The following is a 12,995-nucleotide window of genomic DNA, read 5'->3' on the forward strand; positions in this document are numbered from 1 at the left end:
CCCACAAGTGGGGCAGCGCCAAAGTCGAGTATCCGTGTCTTGCATCAGATTCTCACCGTCCGTTTATCCACGTGTGGCGGATTCATGTTCTTCCAGACGTCTTCTTGCGTCTCCCCATATCGACGATGTGCCTCTTCCATCGATACGTCGCCGTACCAGAGAAGCCGATAGTCGATGTAGCCCTCGTCGGTGTAGATCTCGCTGTCCCTGTCCTCGTGCTGTTCCTGTCCCATGAAGCACTTCGGGCAGGTTTGGAACGAGCGCTTTCGGAGCGCGCTGTACCCACAGTTCCAGCACTCTTGTTCGTAGTAGTCTGGGTGGATCTCCCGGACGTCGGTGTATTCGCGATTGCCTTGCTGGGAAGACTCACCGCTCATGGCCATCCTCCGGATCGTATGTGTAAAACGCCACAGGAAGCCACCTTTCGGTCTTGTAACCGTCCGCCGGTGGTTGTTTAACGATGTCCAGGTCGGGAACCTTTCCGTCCACCATGTAGACGATGGGCTGACACGGATCAACGTAGAGTTCCTCGTCAGACAGCATGTCTATGATTAAGTCTGAGAACTCCTCGCTCAGCCCTACCCAGAAATTGATCTTCGGGTCAATTGTGGATGCTATCCACTGTTCGCCCTCAATCTCGATCTCATCCTCGAGAAGGCCCTCTAATTCTACGAAAGAAACGCCTTGGCGTTCCTCTACGTACTCGTAGACCATCTCCTTCAACCGGTTTGTTTCTTTCTCAGATTGACCGCTCATGACTCGTCCTCCGGGACGTAATCGACGGCGAGGACGCCGTTTGCCGTCACTTCCGACTCTTCGATGCTCTTCGCCTCGATGTTGTGGAACTCGAGGATGTCGCCGATCGTGATCGTGTATCGTTCTGTTTCTTTCTCGGACATTCGTTAGAGCACCCCCACTGACGAGAGGATCGTTAGCATGAACAGAGTCAGTAGAAGCGATACGATAAAAGCCTGGACTAACTGGCCTCTCTTGATGTTCTTTTCAGCGTCTTGCTGAATCCCATTTCCAGATGAATCGCTCATTGTTCACTCTCCGGGCAGCGTGAATCTTCCTCAGGGAGACATTCGCGCCAGACTATTCCGCAATCTCGGCAACGGTAGTCGACTATGCCCCTGATTCGGTGTCGTTCGACTACTTCGTCGTTGTGGTCCCACACGTAGGGGTTCGAGTAGTCGCGCTGAGTACCATCGGCGGGCATTACGCTGGAACCTCCGTTCGGCCAGTTGCCGACTCGAGGGTCTCGAGCGCCTTGTCCGTGACTGCGTAGTTGTCGTTCATCACGCAACGCCACTTCTCCGAATCTTCGTAGTAGGACGTTCCATAGTACAGCGAGGTGCTGTCTACGTGACGCGTTGACCGGTCTTTGTGGAACGACACCTCAATACGCTCTTCGTCGGCATCGACATCCTTCACGAAGAGGGTGACACCGTAGTACTCCATTCCGTCGATCTCGTCGGCAGCGCGCTGGATTGCGTCTGCGGATTCACCGTTCATTGTTCTGCCTCCAGTTTTGGCTCGATAACGCCTCCGTCCTCGTCGAGATTCTTCCCGTTCGCATCAGCGAGCAGGTGCTCACTCGTGCAGAACCGGGTGTTAGACCCTGCCCGACGGACCGCCTCACCATCCTCGAGTTCGAGGTTGCAGTCTTCGTGACCGCATCGGCCAGTCCCGTTTTCGTTCATCACTCCGAGTCCTCCTCGAGTTCGTCCCACGTCGGGAGGGTGTGTTCGCAGTGCGTGACCTCGTTTTCGGATTCACCGTTCATTCCGAACCACCTCGGATTGTTCTGTACGCCGCAACGATCATGGGAAACGCGAACACCACGATTCCCAATATCATCACCAACAACGCCGTCGGCTCTCCGATCCCGGAAAGCCCCCTCATGTCATTCCACATCTGGAGCACAAGACCGAACGTCAGCAGTTGCGTTCCCCATATCGTTGATGCGTGGCCGACCAACGGATCGTATTGGTCAGTGAACGATTCAACTTGATCGCTGTCTGTCTCTGCCATACTAACCCCTACAACATGCAACAACTAATACTTGTTGGTGACTACAATCACTTGTTGTTCACTGTAGTCAATAACTACAAGTGGCTATAAGTAGTAGGTGGCGGCGTACATGAGTACCAGCGCAATGACGAAGTATACACTCGATTGCCCTGATGAGTTGTGGGCAGAATGGAAGGAAACCGTACCGAGAAGCCAGAATTTGAACGAAGGACTGAATCGCGTACTTGCGCGCGTGGTCTTAGATGAGCGCCGTGACGATCTCGACGACGCGACGCGCGAGCAGATAGAAGCTATCCTCGAAGATTAGTCTGCGTGGGCGTCCTTGAGCGCCTTGGCCGTTGCACCGCCACTGAGCCGGAGATATTTCTGCGCGGTCTGGAGGTTCGACCATCCGAATAGCGACTGGAGGGCGGCCGCTGGCAGCCCACGATAGGCATGGTGACTCGCAGCGGTCGCACGCAACGAGTGCGGGTAGCACTTGGACGTCGGATAGCCGGCGGCCTCGAGGATCCGATCGACACGCCGGTTGATGGAAACGCGCGAGTGAGGCCAGCAGTCACGATCGTCGAAGAACTCACAGACCACGGTCTCGACGAAATCATCGTAGTCGAACGGGATTGCGCGTGCGCTATTCTCGGTCTTCGGTTCCCAGCGGTTCTCGACGGCTTCCTCGAGAGTTTCGTAGGTGCCGTTCTCGACCGCCAGATTAGACTGAGCCCGGCAGTAGCCACAGACAGTGCCGCCCTTGCCGTGGTCGCACGGATCGAACCGTGGGATCTGGATCTGGTTGGTGTCCCAGTCGATCCACGACTCGCGAAGGTGCGAGATCTCGCCGGCCCGCATGCCGAGACGTCCTGCCGCTACTAACACGAACAGGCATTCGGCGTCGTACGGTTTCGAGAGTTCGTCGGTCGCTTCGACGAGCTGCTCAAACTCAGACTCAGAAAGCGCGTCTTGGTGGGAGTGGCGAACCATATACATAATGGGCCGCATCCATAATTAAGATGTATGTCTGTGTGACGTTCACTAATCCAGAAATTAGACGTCTCTAAGCTTCTACGTGCAAAATAGCACAACCAAACAAACCGCGTTTTAAGAGATTGTTACTCGTCTACCAGTCCCTCTACGAATTGAAGTTTGTCATACGGAACGTATCCCACCTGTTCACTATGGTCGTTAACGAGGTGGAGGCCGTTATCACCCTCCTGTACCTCGTGACATGTCTGGACCTTGTTTTCGCGCCTTGCCGTGAAGTGTACAGCTAGTCGATTGGGCATCAATATTCTCTTATATATTATTCACTGAAATGTCTTTTCAAAGTGAATGACTCGATTCTCGGACTTATAGCTGATTGAGCCTCTCAAAAATCCTGTCCCCACTCTCGGAGGATATCCTCGACGTCGAGCGAGCGCGCGGCTCCCATCCGAATCATCGTGTGCCAAAGGAACGCGAGCGTCACGTGCGGAAGTGACGCGTACTCGTACCGCTCGAGGTGGTCCAGAACCGCCTCAGCCTGCTCTTGGTCGAGCATCACCTCGCGGACGCCCTCGCCCGGGCGGAGATCGGGCGATCGGACCTTCTCGTGCAAGTCCTGATCGACGCCGTCGATCGTGCCGAGGAACCGGACAAATACCCGGAGGGTGTCCATCTGCGTCTTCAGAGTCGTCTTCTTCAGGTCGCCGTCGTTCCGTCGGCAGAGACGGTACTCGTGGAGCTTCCGCCCCGTGAGGTCGTTTAGGTTGTCGATGTCGCGCTCGCCGCACCAGCGGACGAAGTGGCTCAGTCGTGCTCCGTGCGAGCGGATCGTCGATTCGGCCGCTTCGGCCTCGCGCTCGGCGAGGTACAATTCAACTGCGGTTTTCGGGTCGATTGGTTCGAGGTTCATGGTTCGCTCAGTTGCGAACCACACGAGAACACGATCCTCGCACCCCGATCGGTGAATCACCAATTATCTCGCCGTCTCGGGTGGACCCGTCAGAACTGGTCCATCAATTCTTCCGTCCGCTCTTTCCGAGCCTGTTGCTCGTGAATCACTTGGACGTTCTCGAGGTCGAAGTCGATCGTTTTCCCCGGCCCGGTGCCGTCGGTCGTCACTATCCCGCGATCGGCCAACGGCTTAATTCCCTTCTCGATGTTCGTGTCCGACTTGATATCGATATCGCGGGCGATTTCCTCGCGCGGGACCGGACCACCGCGGCGGAGGATACTGGCGACGACCGCTCGCACATACCGCGGCGAGCCTTCGTCTTTCGCTTCGTCGATCACCTCTTGCACGTACTCGTCGTCGACAAACGATTCGTAGTCGTCGGGGACATCGACCGTCGGCTGCGTGGCCTCCAGTTCATCGATTCGTTCTTGTGCGGCCTCGAACTTGCGCTTCCACTTCCCCGATTCGCCGTCGGTTCCGACGCCGAACGCATCCGCGAGTCGTTCGGTCGCCTCCCGTGCGGTCTCGAAGTCCTCGAGCGTCGGCCGGTCGGCGAGTTCCTCGCGGAGTGATTCTACCTCGCGTTCGAGATCAGCGATTCGGTCCTCGCGGGCTTCGAGGTCGCGTTCTAAGCGATTCTTTTCCTCGATGACCTCAGACACGGGCGCGGACGTATCAGCCTCCGTGTCGGCCCCGTGGTTCGACAGGGCATCGGCCATTTGGGTGGCCGCCGCCGCGATATCGTCTTGGCTCTCGAGCTTCTGCTCCAGTTCGTCAATTCGGTTTTCACGGTCTTCGAGTTCCGCCTCGAGTTGTGCCACCCGGTCCTGTCGGCGCTGTTCTTGGGCGCTGATTTCCTCGAGTTCGGAAACCAGATTCTCGCCGACGGATTTTAGTTCCGGGCGGTCGAAATCCTCGAGTCCGGGCGTCGCACCCGCGTCGAACGTGCGCTTCCGTCGGAATTGCACGCGGTCAACGCGGTCTGCTCCCCAGTCGGTTTGCACGAACGCTTCCCCATCGTTGAGATCGGCGACGCGCTCGCGGTACTCGCTGCCGAGCACGCGCCCGGCGACTTTCGTATCGTTATCCCACGTCAGTCGGTGCCAGACCAACCAGTTCGCTTGCGTGATGAAATCCTTTTTCACACAGTTTCGGAGGATAGGCTATTTTCTCGTGTTTTCCGGGCCAATCGTGGCTCGAATGGGCCACGTTAGTGAGGTCTCAGCTATACTTCTCGGATTGATCTCAGCAAGTGAGCGAAAACGCGTCAGAATTCGACGTCTCGTAGAGTGTCGCCACTCACGACGGGCGGCCCGAGTTGGGTAAAAGTTAATCCGGCGGTATCTGCGCTGAGCAAACCAATTCGACACACTCACCGGCTGTGAGAATCGGTGCGTAGTCTATCTCACATCCGACACCCGTCTTCAACAAGAAATCGGTGAGCCGCCAGACGTTGTGGAGTAACACTGCGAAGACGAAAAAAAAAAGAGCCGCACGCGGTAATCCTTAGAAGAAGTCTTCGCAAGGAAGTCGTTCTTGATCGACTTGTACTCGTTCTCGATCTGCCAGCGACGGTTGTACCGGCGACAAAACGTCTCGGCCTCGTCTGGCCCGATTGAGAGATTCGTCGCAAAGACTGCTGTACCCTCTCCTTTCGTCGATGGGACGTACAGAAATTGCATCGCGTGCGATCCCCGTTTAGTATGAACGGTCGCAGATTCCACGGCTACGTTCTGCCAATCATCGTTCATTTTCTCGATAGCCGCCCGCTCGGAGCTGTACGTTCGCTTCGGAATGAGATAGTTCACGTCGAGATTCGACAACGTCTGGTAGACCGGCTTCGCGTCAAACTCGGAATCGCACAAGATCATTTCTATCGGAACGAGCTCCTGCGCGCGTCGAACAAGTCGTCGGACTACACTGTGAATTCGATTTGGTGGGTTTTCGTCCCATGCCGAGCTCTCCCGGACGGGTTCGACAGCCAATACAAGCGGGATATTCCACCCGACAATCGAGAGCGTCGCAAATTTGAACGCTCGTTTGTCACTGTCTTTTGTTCCACTAACCATCCCCATTCCCTCGACGTCGCCGTAATACTGGAGCGTCGTGATATCGATGGCTACCGTAACGGGGCGACGGAACGTGACTTCCGACTGGATGACCGATAGCAGCCGGTCAGTCGCTTCTTGAAACCCGGATATCAGGTCTTCGGGGTCAAATTTTTTGACTGTCCGAAGGTGTGTGTCGCCATGAGGACCATATTCGGTCCCACGACGGAACTGGAACCGGGTTGCACCCTGCGAAGTTCCACAACCAGCCATCCCGAGAAACGCCTGAAACTCGAGAAAGCGAGTGTCCTCGTAGGTCGCGTTCTGTGCGCGGCCAGAGTCGAACAATTCGAAGGTGTGATCGCGTGCGAGATGGGTCGTCCGAGAGATTTTGGCATCGGTAAACGTGGGACCGTTCTCAGGTTCGTCATCAATCTCATCAAGCGTCGGTTCGACTTCCTTCAGTGGACGCACCTCAGGTGCGTAGAAATCTCCTCTGTCGACTTCCCAGATGAGATCATGTGCGCCATCGGCGACGACAGGTGTTCGAAAACCTCGGGTTGGAACCGACCGGGCGTCTCTCGAGTGAGCGTCACGAAATAGTGCGACTCGTCGAGCGCGACGTCGGCCCGGTGACAGCGCACGACGTCGTTTCCGAGTGATTACTCGAGCGTCGGGCGACTGTCGAGACCGTCCACTCGGGGCGACCGGGTGGGGAGCGACCGCGAAACCGTTGGGTTCGGGGATAGAACATAGGCAACAGTCGGGACTCTGGAATCGTGAATCCACCGGCGAAAGTGAGCGGGGACCATGGTTCCCATCGTCCACGCTTGGCCGGTCACCACAGCCGGCCGTGTAAAGCGTCTCTATTCCGTGAAATATCGCTTCGGGCGTGAATCAGTGGGTGAAAGCCACACCATCCTTGTACCATAACCACTGCAGCGAACAGTACCAGCACAAGGAGCAAGCTGTTCGGTACGAACGCGAGTAGATCCCAGGAAGATACGCCTACTATGTCGTAGTATCCGATAGCGGTGACTAACACAGCAATTGCACCACTGATTAGCCGATCGCGAAGAGTGCTGCTCACTGATAAAATTCGTGATCGACATCATCGAATGCACCGCAGCGAGAGCACTCTTTTCCGGACCCCACGAACGAGTCGTCAACCCAATTGTGTCCGGTCTTCCAGCAGAAAGGGCCGTTTCAGCGGGTTTATACTGGTATCTTAACCATTTTAAGTTAATTAATTTATGTTTTAACCTCTCTAATAGCCAATCTCGATAGATAACTCTCAGTAGATGATAAATCATCAACCACCACCCATAATAGTAATTATTATGTAATACCAATAATGAGTATTCAGTGCTGACATTAGATCAGAGAATAATGCTGCGCAATACTGTTCACACACGAATTCTGGTCATATCTGCCAACGCAGTGTTACTCAGGTGGAGTAGCAACACCATTGTCTCCAGATCTGTCCGAGACACACTGATTACACGATTGACCAGTTGCAAGAGCACCCCTCAGGACTGGGACGTACTGGTTACCGATGTGATTCATGGTACAAAGTACGATCTCGAGGGCCTGATTGAATCGCTGTCCAACGACGAGGACGACCAGCCACGGCTTCACGCACTACACCCAGAAATTGCCCCATATGAGTAATAGCCCCCATCACGATTCCGCCGAACAGTCTACCGAACGTCCTGATGAGCACTCCACGTTCTCGGAGCAATTCCGATCCCTGTTTGTCCGAATGTCACCGAAGGTACTCTCGATCGCCATGTGGATGGCATTCCTCGTCATTATGACTGGCTCAGCGACTGCCCAGTCGGATGTGGGTGATGTCTACTGTGGGACTGGCGTCGAAACCGGGATCACCATTGTCTTCGGTGCGATTGCCGGACTCGGGCTCCCTGCAACGGGCTTCTACGTTTGCCGGGCAGGCCTCTCGTACATGCGTGCCGGAGGAAATCCCGAGAAGAAGAATACCGCCAAAGAGCGGCTGGTTATGTCGGGTATTGGGTTCGGAATCATCGTCCTCGCCCTTATCTCGCCCGAACTCATCGACAACGTCGGAAGCCAGATGGGATTCAACTTCTCCAGTTGTGTCAAGCCGTTCTAGATCCTAACACATCCGAACACGACCTCCCACACCATATTGTCGATGACCATGCTCCGGCCGGTGATCGTTGTCGTCCTCCTCGTTACGAGTAGTCTCGCCATTGGGCTGATGAACACTACAGCATCTGCCTCACCAGAGACGAATTCGAGTACAGCGCTCCCCGTGGACGGCCCTGATTATGGTGTCAACGAGTCGCGATTTCAGCTGTTGTGGTCGGAAGATACAGATCAGGCGAACCTCTCGAGTGATGACCTAACAGAGAATGCGTCCTCGCCTGCGGAGTTCTCACAGCACCTCTCGCGATCGACGGACTACTTGTTCGACGACCCAATCGAGGATGTCGAACGCTGGAATAGCGGTGACTTCGACGACTACGCCGCTGGTGATGAAGAGACATCGATCCACCCCGAGGCAGCAGCCCTTGAGAATAGACGCTTCATCAAAGACGCATACAGTAGCATCTTTGCAGTCAATCCGTCGACGGTTCTCCAGTCGGGGAACGAGTCAACGACGTATATCGCGCCGGAGGGTGAGGTTCTCGCGATATCCGATTACCGAGTCGAAGTGCCAGACGACAGTGAGAGCGGACCAGTACGGGACGAATGGTCGCTCGAGGAGACCGATCTCGAGAGTGTCACCCTCGAGGCAGATGGTCTGAAACTCGATTCCAACGCAAGCCATCGGTCGTCCCTCGAGTACAGCAGTCTGTCAGGCGACCCAACGCTAGCAGTTGAAGCAGAGATCTCCGCTCAACTTCGTCAGAAGGAGCGGACGTGTGACGAGTATAATCAGAGCACGGACTCCTGTGAGGGTTCGTGGGAGACAGAAATCAACCACCCTTCCGAACAGCTCACAGTAACTGACTCGGTCAACACTACCGTCAATCGAGTCGACACCGCCGATGGAAACCAGATGGCGTTCGAAGCCGATGACAACCGCACCGGTGCTGTCGTTCACCCGGGTACCGTCTGGTCAGGGATCGATATCGACGACAACACACAGGTTCGCGGGAATTGGCGCTTCTATTCCGCAGGCGCAGACGGCTGGCACACGATGGTCTCACGCACCGAATCAGGCGCGACTCGAGCGAATTCCACCGTTCGTCCGGCGCAACTCTACGCGGTACCAATGCAGGCGGAACCAGACGTGGCGGGTGGCGCGGCCGATACTGTCGAACCACCACTCGAGATCGAAGCAACCTGGGGGAGTGAACATGAGGCCCCATCCCTCGGTGACGACATCGACGTTACGCCTGTCGATCAGTACGTAAATACGTCGTCCGTTGCACTGCAATCGGAATCCCTCGCAGCAGATTCGTTCGACACAGTGACCGTTCACGGAATCGTTCGTGGCCAGTCACAATCAGTCTCGCTCGAGAACGAAGGGACCGTTCGCGAAACGAATCTCAACCTGACCGTTCTCGAGGTCAATTCCTCGGGAGCGGTCGTCGAAGCAGTAGTTACGGAAAACGCGACTGGAGAACCGGTGACGACTGGGCGCGTGGAAGTCGGCAACCAGTCGGCTCCCCTCAACGCCAGTGGGATGGCCCGCCTCCAACTTGAGGAGCGACCATCGCTCTTGGTCGATGGAACGTACGTTGCCGAGGATTGGTGGCGTGCGGAGACGATGTACGCTACTGCAGAGGATCGGGCAAAGATCCCACCGAAGTATCCGAAGTTTGCTCAACTCGTCGAGTTAGCGCTCGTGACGCTGCTCTGGTTCCTGCCAGTTTCCTTGGCTGTCTACGGGTTTGACTGCCTGACAGACGGCACGTTTCTTGGACTTACAGATACCGATGACAGATAACAATCCAACTCACAAGAGTCGTATCGCTCGCCGATCAGTCCTTGCCACCATCGGACTCAGTACCGCCGTCCTCGCAGGTTGTACGTCGGATTCTCCCTCAAGTCCTTCAAATAATAGTTCGGCGGATGGCTCTGGACTCGACACCGAAGACAGCGATATCTTCGCGAACGTCGAGATGAACGACGAGAATCTCGAGGTCGAAGTGACTGGAGAGAGTTCGGCCAAATTCATCAACCTCGTCGATCCAGATGGCGAGTTATTCGATCAAGCCCGTCTCGAGGATGACGACACCGAAGCCTCATTCGATATCCTCGGCAGGTTTGAAGACGATATCGACACTGGTGAGTATGAACTCGTCGCCCTCGAGAATCGTGAAGCCGATGAACCGGTTGACTCGACGACGATCACGCTCGATGCAGAGTGCACAATCACCGACGTGCTCTGGGCGGCAGAGAATCCAGATATGGACTGGGAGAAGAATTCACCAGTCTGGGATGAATACGCGGCAGTTGTTATAGAGAACGTGGGGACGATTCCCTCCTTACTTACAGAACTTCAGTGGAAAGGCGCACCGGCCGCCAAGTTAGGTAGAGACGATACAGTCTCGTATCACCATGAGATACGCTTGCCGCCCGGAGAGACGACTGCCTATTCATTTGGTCAAATCTATCAGACAAGTGGTGCAGGAGGTTCACTGGACTGTAGCGAGTTAGGGACAGAACCGATGACAGTGACAGCTGTCGTCCAAGTAGGATCAGATCCATCCTACACACAGCAAATCGAGTATGGTGGGGAACAATCGTGTGATCTTACTATCGTTGAGGAGGGCCCAGGTGAATCGCTATCTGATGGAGGTGACGATTAGATGGCATGGCTCCAAAACGAAGTTGAAAATGCGATTGAAAACGTTATTGAGAGGCTCACCGACGCAATTCTTGGGCTAGTAAACGATATCTACGGAGCGCTCTTGGAGCCCATCGTCGGTGTTCCGGCGCCGGAATCTAACTCTCAGTATATCGTTGTTGGAACTCCAAGTGGAGAGCCATGGGCAAGTTTGTATCAGGATGTGTATCTGGCGTATATTATGCCCTTGGCGATTATGATGGTGATTATTTCGTTCTCGTTCATCGGGCTCCGCGCAGGGTCGATGAGTGCGTATCGTCGGAAGCGACTCATGAGACGTCTCGGAATCGTGTTCATGGGAACGTTCGTTTGGTTCCCGTTAGTTTCGATCCCGTTGCAATTTGTCGACGCAATTGGGACAACGATCGCTCCAATAGAAGATATGTCCGCAGGTCTTGGCGGACTTATTCAAGCGACTCTTGGAGGGACGTTTGTAATCCTCGCGATGGTTGTCATCTCAAATTTCTTCTTAGTTGTTGCTGGATTCGTCGTTGCTCTCCGATGGATCGGAATATTCGTGCTAACGGTCACTATGCCGCTTCTGGGGGTTATCTGGGCGCTTGAAGCCTGGCCATTCACACCAGCTGCGAACATGGCCCGTCGAGTAGCAGGGATTTATCCTGGCCTCATCCTTGCTGGAGTTCCAGCGGCGCTTCTCTTCCGGATTGGGTGGGAAGTCGGTGGTATTGAGACACTCGGCCAAAATGAACTTTTTTCGCTACTCATTGGATTGACGCTGATTCCCGCAGCGGTTATTGCGATGATCATGACCGTCTACTGGAGTAGCCCCGCCGTTCGAACGATCGCTCAGAAGAGCGTTACCGCCACAAATCCGGCATCGGCTGCTGCTGGTGCCAGTAAAGCAAAAGCCGCGTCTGGGAGTGCCGTACGCGGCGCTCGAAACGTTCATCGTGGCTACGCAAACGGAAAATTCGGCCCGGTAACGAAAAGCGGTCAGACGAAACTCGGGAGTAGTAACTCGAAAGCGTACAAACTCGGTAAATCAGCGAACGCGACGAGGGCGCACGCCAGTCAGTACAACACACTGCGGAAATCGGATTCAGGACGAATACGCGACAAAGCCAAAGATGACGCCAAACGCGCTACACGGAAAACATCGGCCAAAGCTAAGCAAGGGCTCAGAAACACCAAAGAAAAGGTCTCGAGGTGGTGATCGATATGAGTTCGAACACAGCCGATAGCGAATACAATGCACGAAAGATTCACCAATCGCTGGGCGGCACGACAGCGTTCTTCCAGGGCTACACGATTGGCGAACTTATGCTGTTTCTCACAGTCGCGTTCGTCACCGTCATCGCAGCGACGTTCGTTCCATCCGCGCTCACGATCCCGATCCTCGGATTCGGATGTATGTGCACGATTCTCCTCTTCTTGCTTCACAAGGTCAAGCCCGATTACCTCTGGCTCACCGAGTGGCTCGTCGCTCGATTCGGGTGGGCGATCAAAAACAAGGAGTACACACATGGCGGGGAGGACAACAGCGAAGTTCGCTATCTGACCCGCCTCAATCGAGTGTACCCACACGCGATCGAACGAACTGACGGTGCACTTGTCGGAGCCATGAAAGTCGAGCCGGCGAATATGGCCCTCGAGGATGATGACGCCTGGGCGAAGGCTGTCCAGTCACTCTCGGAGTTCGTGAATTCGACTGTCGATTTTCCCGCGAAGATCTACATCACCAGCCGCGAAGTTGATCACGACGACGTCGTTCGCGAACATCAAAATCGGCTTGGCGATGCTGACGTTCGCTCGCGGCCAGTCCTGAAACGCCTTCTCGAAGAGTACGTCGCAGCTAATACTAACGAAAACGGAGATCTGGACTCTGAGACGACCACAATCCGTGAGTACTATCTCATCACGGCGGTGACCGACAGCGACATCGAGCAGTTCGACGAAACCGGTGACAGCGTTCTAGCTTACCTTGCAGATGTACCAGCACTTGGGCGGCTCTTCGGTCGCTTTCAGTCTGAGGGGGTGAGTGAGTCCAGACGTGACCAACTCAAAGAAGAGAAGCTAGAATCGCGACTCGCGCAACTCCGACGTGGTGGGTCGTCGCTCTATCGGTGTTCGATCAGCCCCGTCGACGCGTATGACCTCGCTCGAGTCACGAAGGAGTACTGGACGT

At 55.2% G+C, this 12,995-nt stretch carries 14 protein-coding genes and 2 pseudogenes; 6 read left to right on the forward strand and 10 right to left on the reverse strand.

Features of this window, described 5'->3' with window-relative positions; translation table 11 throughout:
• Positions 1 to 44: 44 nt before the first annotated feature.
• From DWB23_RS21930 to DWB23_RS21950, 6 genes are all read right to left on the reverse strand, one after another.
• The gene (locus DWB23_RS21930; RefSeq protein ID WP_121744911.1) at positions 45 to 377 is read right to left on the reverse strand and encodes a hypothetical protein; all 333 of its coding nucleotides are present in this window, start codon (positions 375 to 377) and stop codon (positions 45 to 47) included.
• Positions 367 to 756: a pathogenicity island protein gene (locus tag DWB23_RS21935; protein ID WP_121744912.1), complete on the reverse strand. Its 390-nt coding sequence runs from the start codon at positions 754 to 756 to the stop codon at positions 367 to 369. The genes DWB23_RS21930 and DWB23_RS21935 overlap by 11 nt, the downstream gene beginning before the upstream one ends.
• A complete protein-coding gene (locus DWB23_RS23335) occupies positions 753 to 899 on the reverse strand; it encodes a hypothetical protein (protein ID WP_162989932.1) in 147 nt (48 codons plus the stop codon). Before DWB23_RS23335 ends, DWB23_RS21935 begins: the two co-directional genes overlap by 4 nt.
• A gap of 319 nt (positions 900 to 1,218) precedes the next feature.
• Positions 1,219 to 1,515, reverse strand: coding sequence for a hypothetical protein (locus DWB23_RS21940; protein WP_121744913.1), 297 nt, complete (start codon positions 1,513 to 1,515; stop codon positions 1,219 to 1,221).
• The gene (locus DWB23_RS21945) at positions 1,512 to 1,703 is read right to left on the reverse strand and encodes a hypothetical protein (RefSeq protein ID WP_121744914.1); all 192 of its coding nucleotides are present in this window, start codon (positions 1,701 to 1,703) and stop codon (positions 1,512 to 1,514) included. Before DWB23_RS21945 ends, DWB23_RS21940 begins: the two co-directional genes overlap by 4 nt.
• 79 nt (positions 1,704 to 1,782) lie before the next feature.
• Positions 1,783 to 2,034, reverse strand: a complete 252-nt coding sequence (locus tag DWB23_RS21950) for a hypothetical protein (RefSeq protein ID WP_121744915.1) — start codon at positions 2,032 to 2,034, stop codon at positions 1,783 to 1,785.
• A gap of 109 nt (positions 2,035 to 2,143) precedes the next feature.
• Between DWB23_RS21950 and DWB23_RS21955 the strand changes: the two genes are divergently transcribed.
• The gene (locus DWB23_RS21955; RefSeq protein ID WP_162989933.1) at positions 2,144 to 2,341 is read left to right on the forward strand and encodes a hypothetical protein; all 198 of its coding nucleotides are present in this window, start codon (positions 2,144 to 2,146) and stop codon (positions 2,339 to 2,341) included.
• Here the strand turns inward: DWB23_RS21955 and DWB23_RS21960 are convergent.
• The 4 genes and pseudogenes from DWB23_RS21960 to DWB23_RS21975 form a co-directional block, all read right to left on the reverse strand.
• The gene (locus tag DWB23_RS21960; RefSeq protein WP_162989934.1) at positions 2,338 to 3,009 is read right to left on the reverse strand and encodes a tyrosine-type recombinase/integrase; all 672 of its coding nucleotides are present in this window, start codon (positions 3,007 to 3,009) and stop codon (positions 2,338 to 2,340) included. The two genes, DWB23_RS21955 and DWB23_RS21960, sit on opposite strands and share 4 nt — an antisense overlap.
• A 385-nt stretch (positions 3,010 to 3,394) precedes the next feature.
• Entirely contained in the window at positions 3,395 to 3,919 is a 525-nt protein-coding gene (locus DWB23_RS21965) for a site-specific integrase (protein WP_121744795.1), read from the reverse strand.
• Between the two features lie 89 nt (positions 3,920 to 4,008).
• Positions 4,009 to 5,106 (reverse strand): hypothetical protein, encoded by a 1,098-nt coding sequence (locus DWB23_RS21970; protein WP_238717536.1) that lies wholly within the window; start codon positions 5,104 to 5,106, stop codon positions 4,009 to 4,011.
• Positions 5,107 to 5,290: 184 nt separating this feature from the next.
• A pseudogene (locus DWB23_RS21975) lies at positions 5,291 to 6,402 on the reverse strand (transposase); the annotation flags it as partial.
• A gap of 1,369 nt (positions 6,403 to 7,771) precedes the next feature.
• On the opposite strand from DWB23_RS21975, the gene DWB23_RS21985 reads away from it, so the two are divergent.
• The 5 genes and pseudogenes from DWB23_RS21985 to DWB23_RS22005 form a co-directional block, all read left to right on the forward strand.
• Complete coding sequence (locus DWB23_RS21985; protein ID WP_275086331.1) at positions 7,772 to 8,140, forward strand: pilin; 369 nt, start codon at positions 7,772 to 7,774, stop codon at positions 8,138 to 8,140.
• Between the two features lie 48 nt (positions 8,141 to 8,188).
• On the forward strand, positions 8,189 to 9,946 hold the full coding sequence (locus DWB23_RS21990; RefSeq protein ID WP_394341765.1) for a hypothetical protein: 1,758 nt from the start codon (positions 8,189 to 8,191) through the stop codon (positions 9,944 to 9,946).
• A gap of 175 nt (positions 9,947 to 10,121) precedes the next feature.
• Positions 10,122 to 10,811 (forward strand): hypothetical protein, encoded by a 690-nt coding sequence (locus DWB23_RS21995; RefSeq protein ID WP_121744797.1) that lies wholly within the window; start codon positions 10,122 to 10,124, stop codon positions 10,809 to 10,811.
• The gene (locus tag DWB23_RS22000; RefSeq protein WP_121744798.1) at positions 10,812 to 12,023 is read left to right on the forward strand and encodes a hypothetical protein; all 1,212 of its coding nucleotides are present in this window, start codon (positions 10,812 to 10,814) and stop codon (positions 12,021 to 12,023) included.
• A 5-nt stretch (positions 12,024 to 12,028) separates the two neighbouring features.
• Positions 12,029 to 12,995 (forward strand): annotated as a pseudogene (locus tag DWB23_RS22005) (VirB4 family type IV secretion system protein); the annotation flags it as partial.

It is taken from the genome of Natronorubrum halophilum, assembly GCF_003670115.1.
GTDB classification, from domain to species: Archaea; Halobacteriota; Halobacteria; order Halobacteriales; family Natrialbaceae; genus Natronorubrum; species Natronorubrum halophilum.

Bases quoted from the DNA above. Each gene is read 5' to 3' on its own strand.
- DWB23_RS21930 (WP_121744911.1), bottom strand. From the start codon at position 377: ATGAGCGGTGAGTCTTCCCAGCAAGGCAATCGCGAATACACCGACGTC.
- DWB23_RS21935 (WP_121744912.1), bottom strand. From the start codon at position 756: ATGAGCGGTCAATCTGAGAAAGAAACAAACCGGTTGAAGGAGATGGTC.
- DWB23_RS23335 (WP_162989932.1), bottom strand. From the start codon at position 899: ATGTCCGAGAAAGAAACAGAACGATACACGATCACGATCGGCGACATC.
- DWB23_RS21940 (WP_121744913.1), bottom strand. From the start codon at position 1,515: ATGAACGGTGAATCCGCAGACGCAATCCAGCGCGCTGCCGACGAGATC.
- DWB23_RS21945 (WP_121744914.1), bottom strand. From the start codon at position 1,703: ATGAACGAAAACGGGACTGGCCGATGCGGTCACGAAGACTGCAACCTC.
- DWB23_RS21950 (WP_121744915.1), bottom strand. From the start codon at position 2,034: ATGGCAGAGACAGACAGCGATCAAGTTGAATCGTTCACTGACCAATAC.
- DWB23_RS21955 (WP_162989933.1), top strand. From the start codon at position 2,144: ATGAGTACCAGCGCAATGACGAAGTATACACTCGATTGCCCTGATGAG.
- DWB23_RS21960 (WP_162989934.1), bottom strand. From the start codon at position 3,009: ATGGTTCGCCACTCCCACCAAGACGCGCTTTCTGAGTCTGAGTTTGAG.
- DWB23_RS21965 (WP_121744795.1), bottom strand. From the start codon at position 3,919: ATGAACCTCGAACCAATCGACCCGAAAACCGCAGTTGAATTGTACCTC.
- DWB23_RS21985 (WP_275086331.1), top strand. From the start codon at position 7,772: ATGTCACCGAAGGTACTCTCGATCGCCATGTGGATGGCATTCCTCGTC.
- DWB23_RS21990 (WP_394341765.1), top strand. From the start codon at position 8,189: ATGCTCCGGCCGGTGATCGTTGTCGTCCTCCTCGTTACGAGTAGTCTC.
- DWB23_RS21995 (WP_121744797.1), top strand. From the start codon at position 10,122: ATGAACGACGAGAATCTCGAGGTCGAAGTGACTGGAGAGAGTTCGGCC.
- DWB23_RS22000 (WP_121744798.1), top strand. From the start codon at position 10,812: ATGGCATGGCTCCAAAACGAAGTTGAAAATGCGATTGAAAACGTTATT.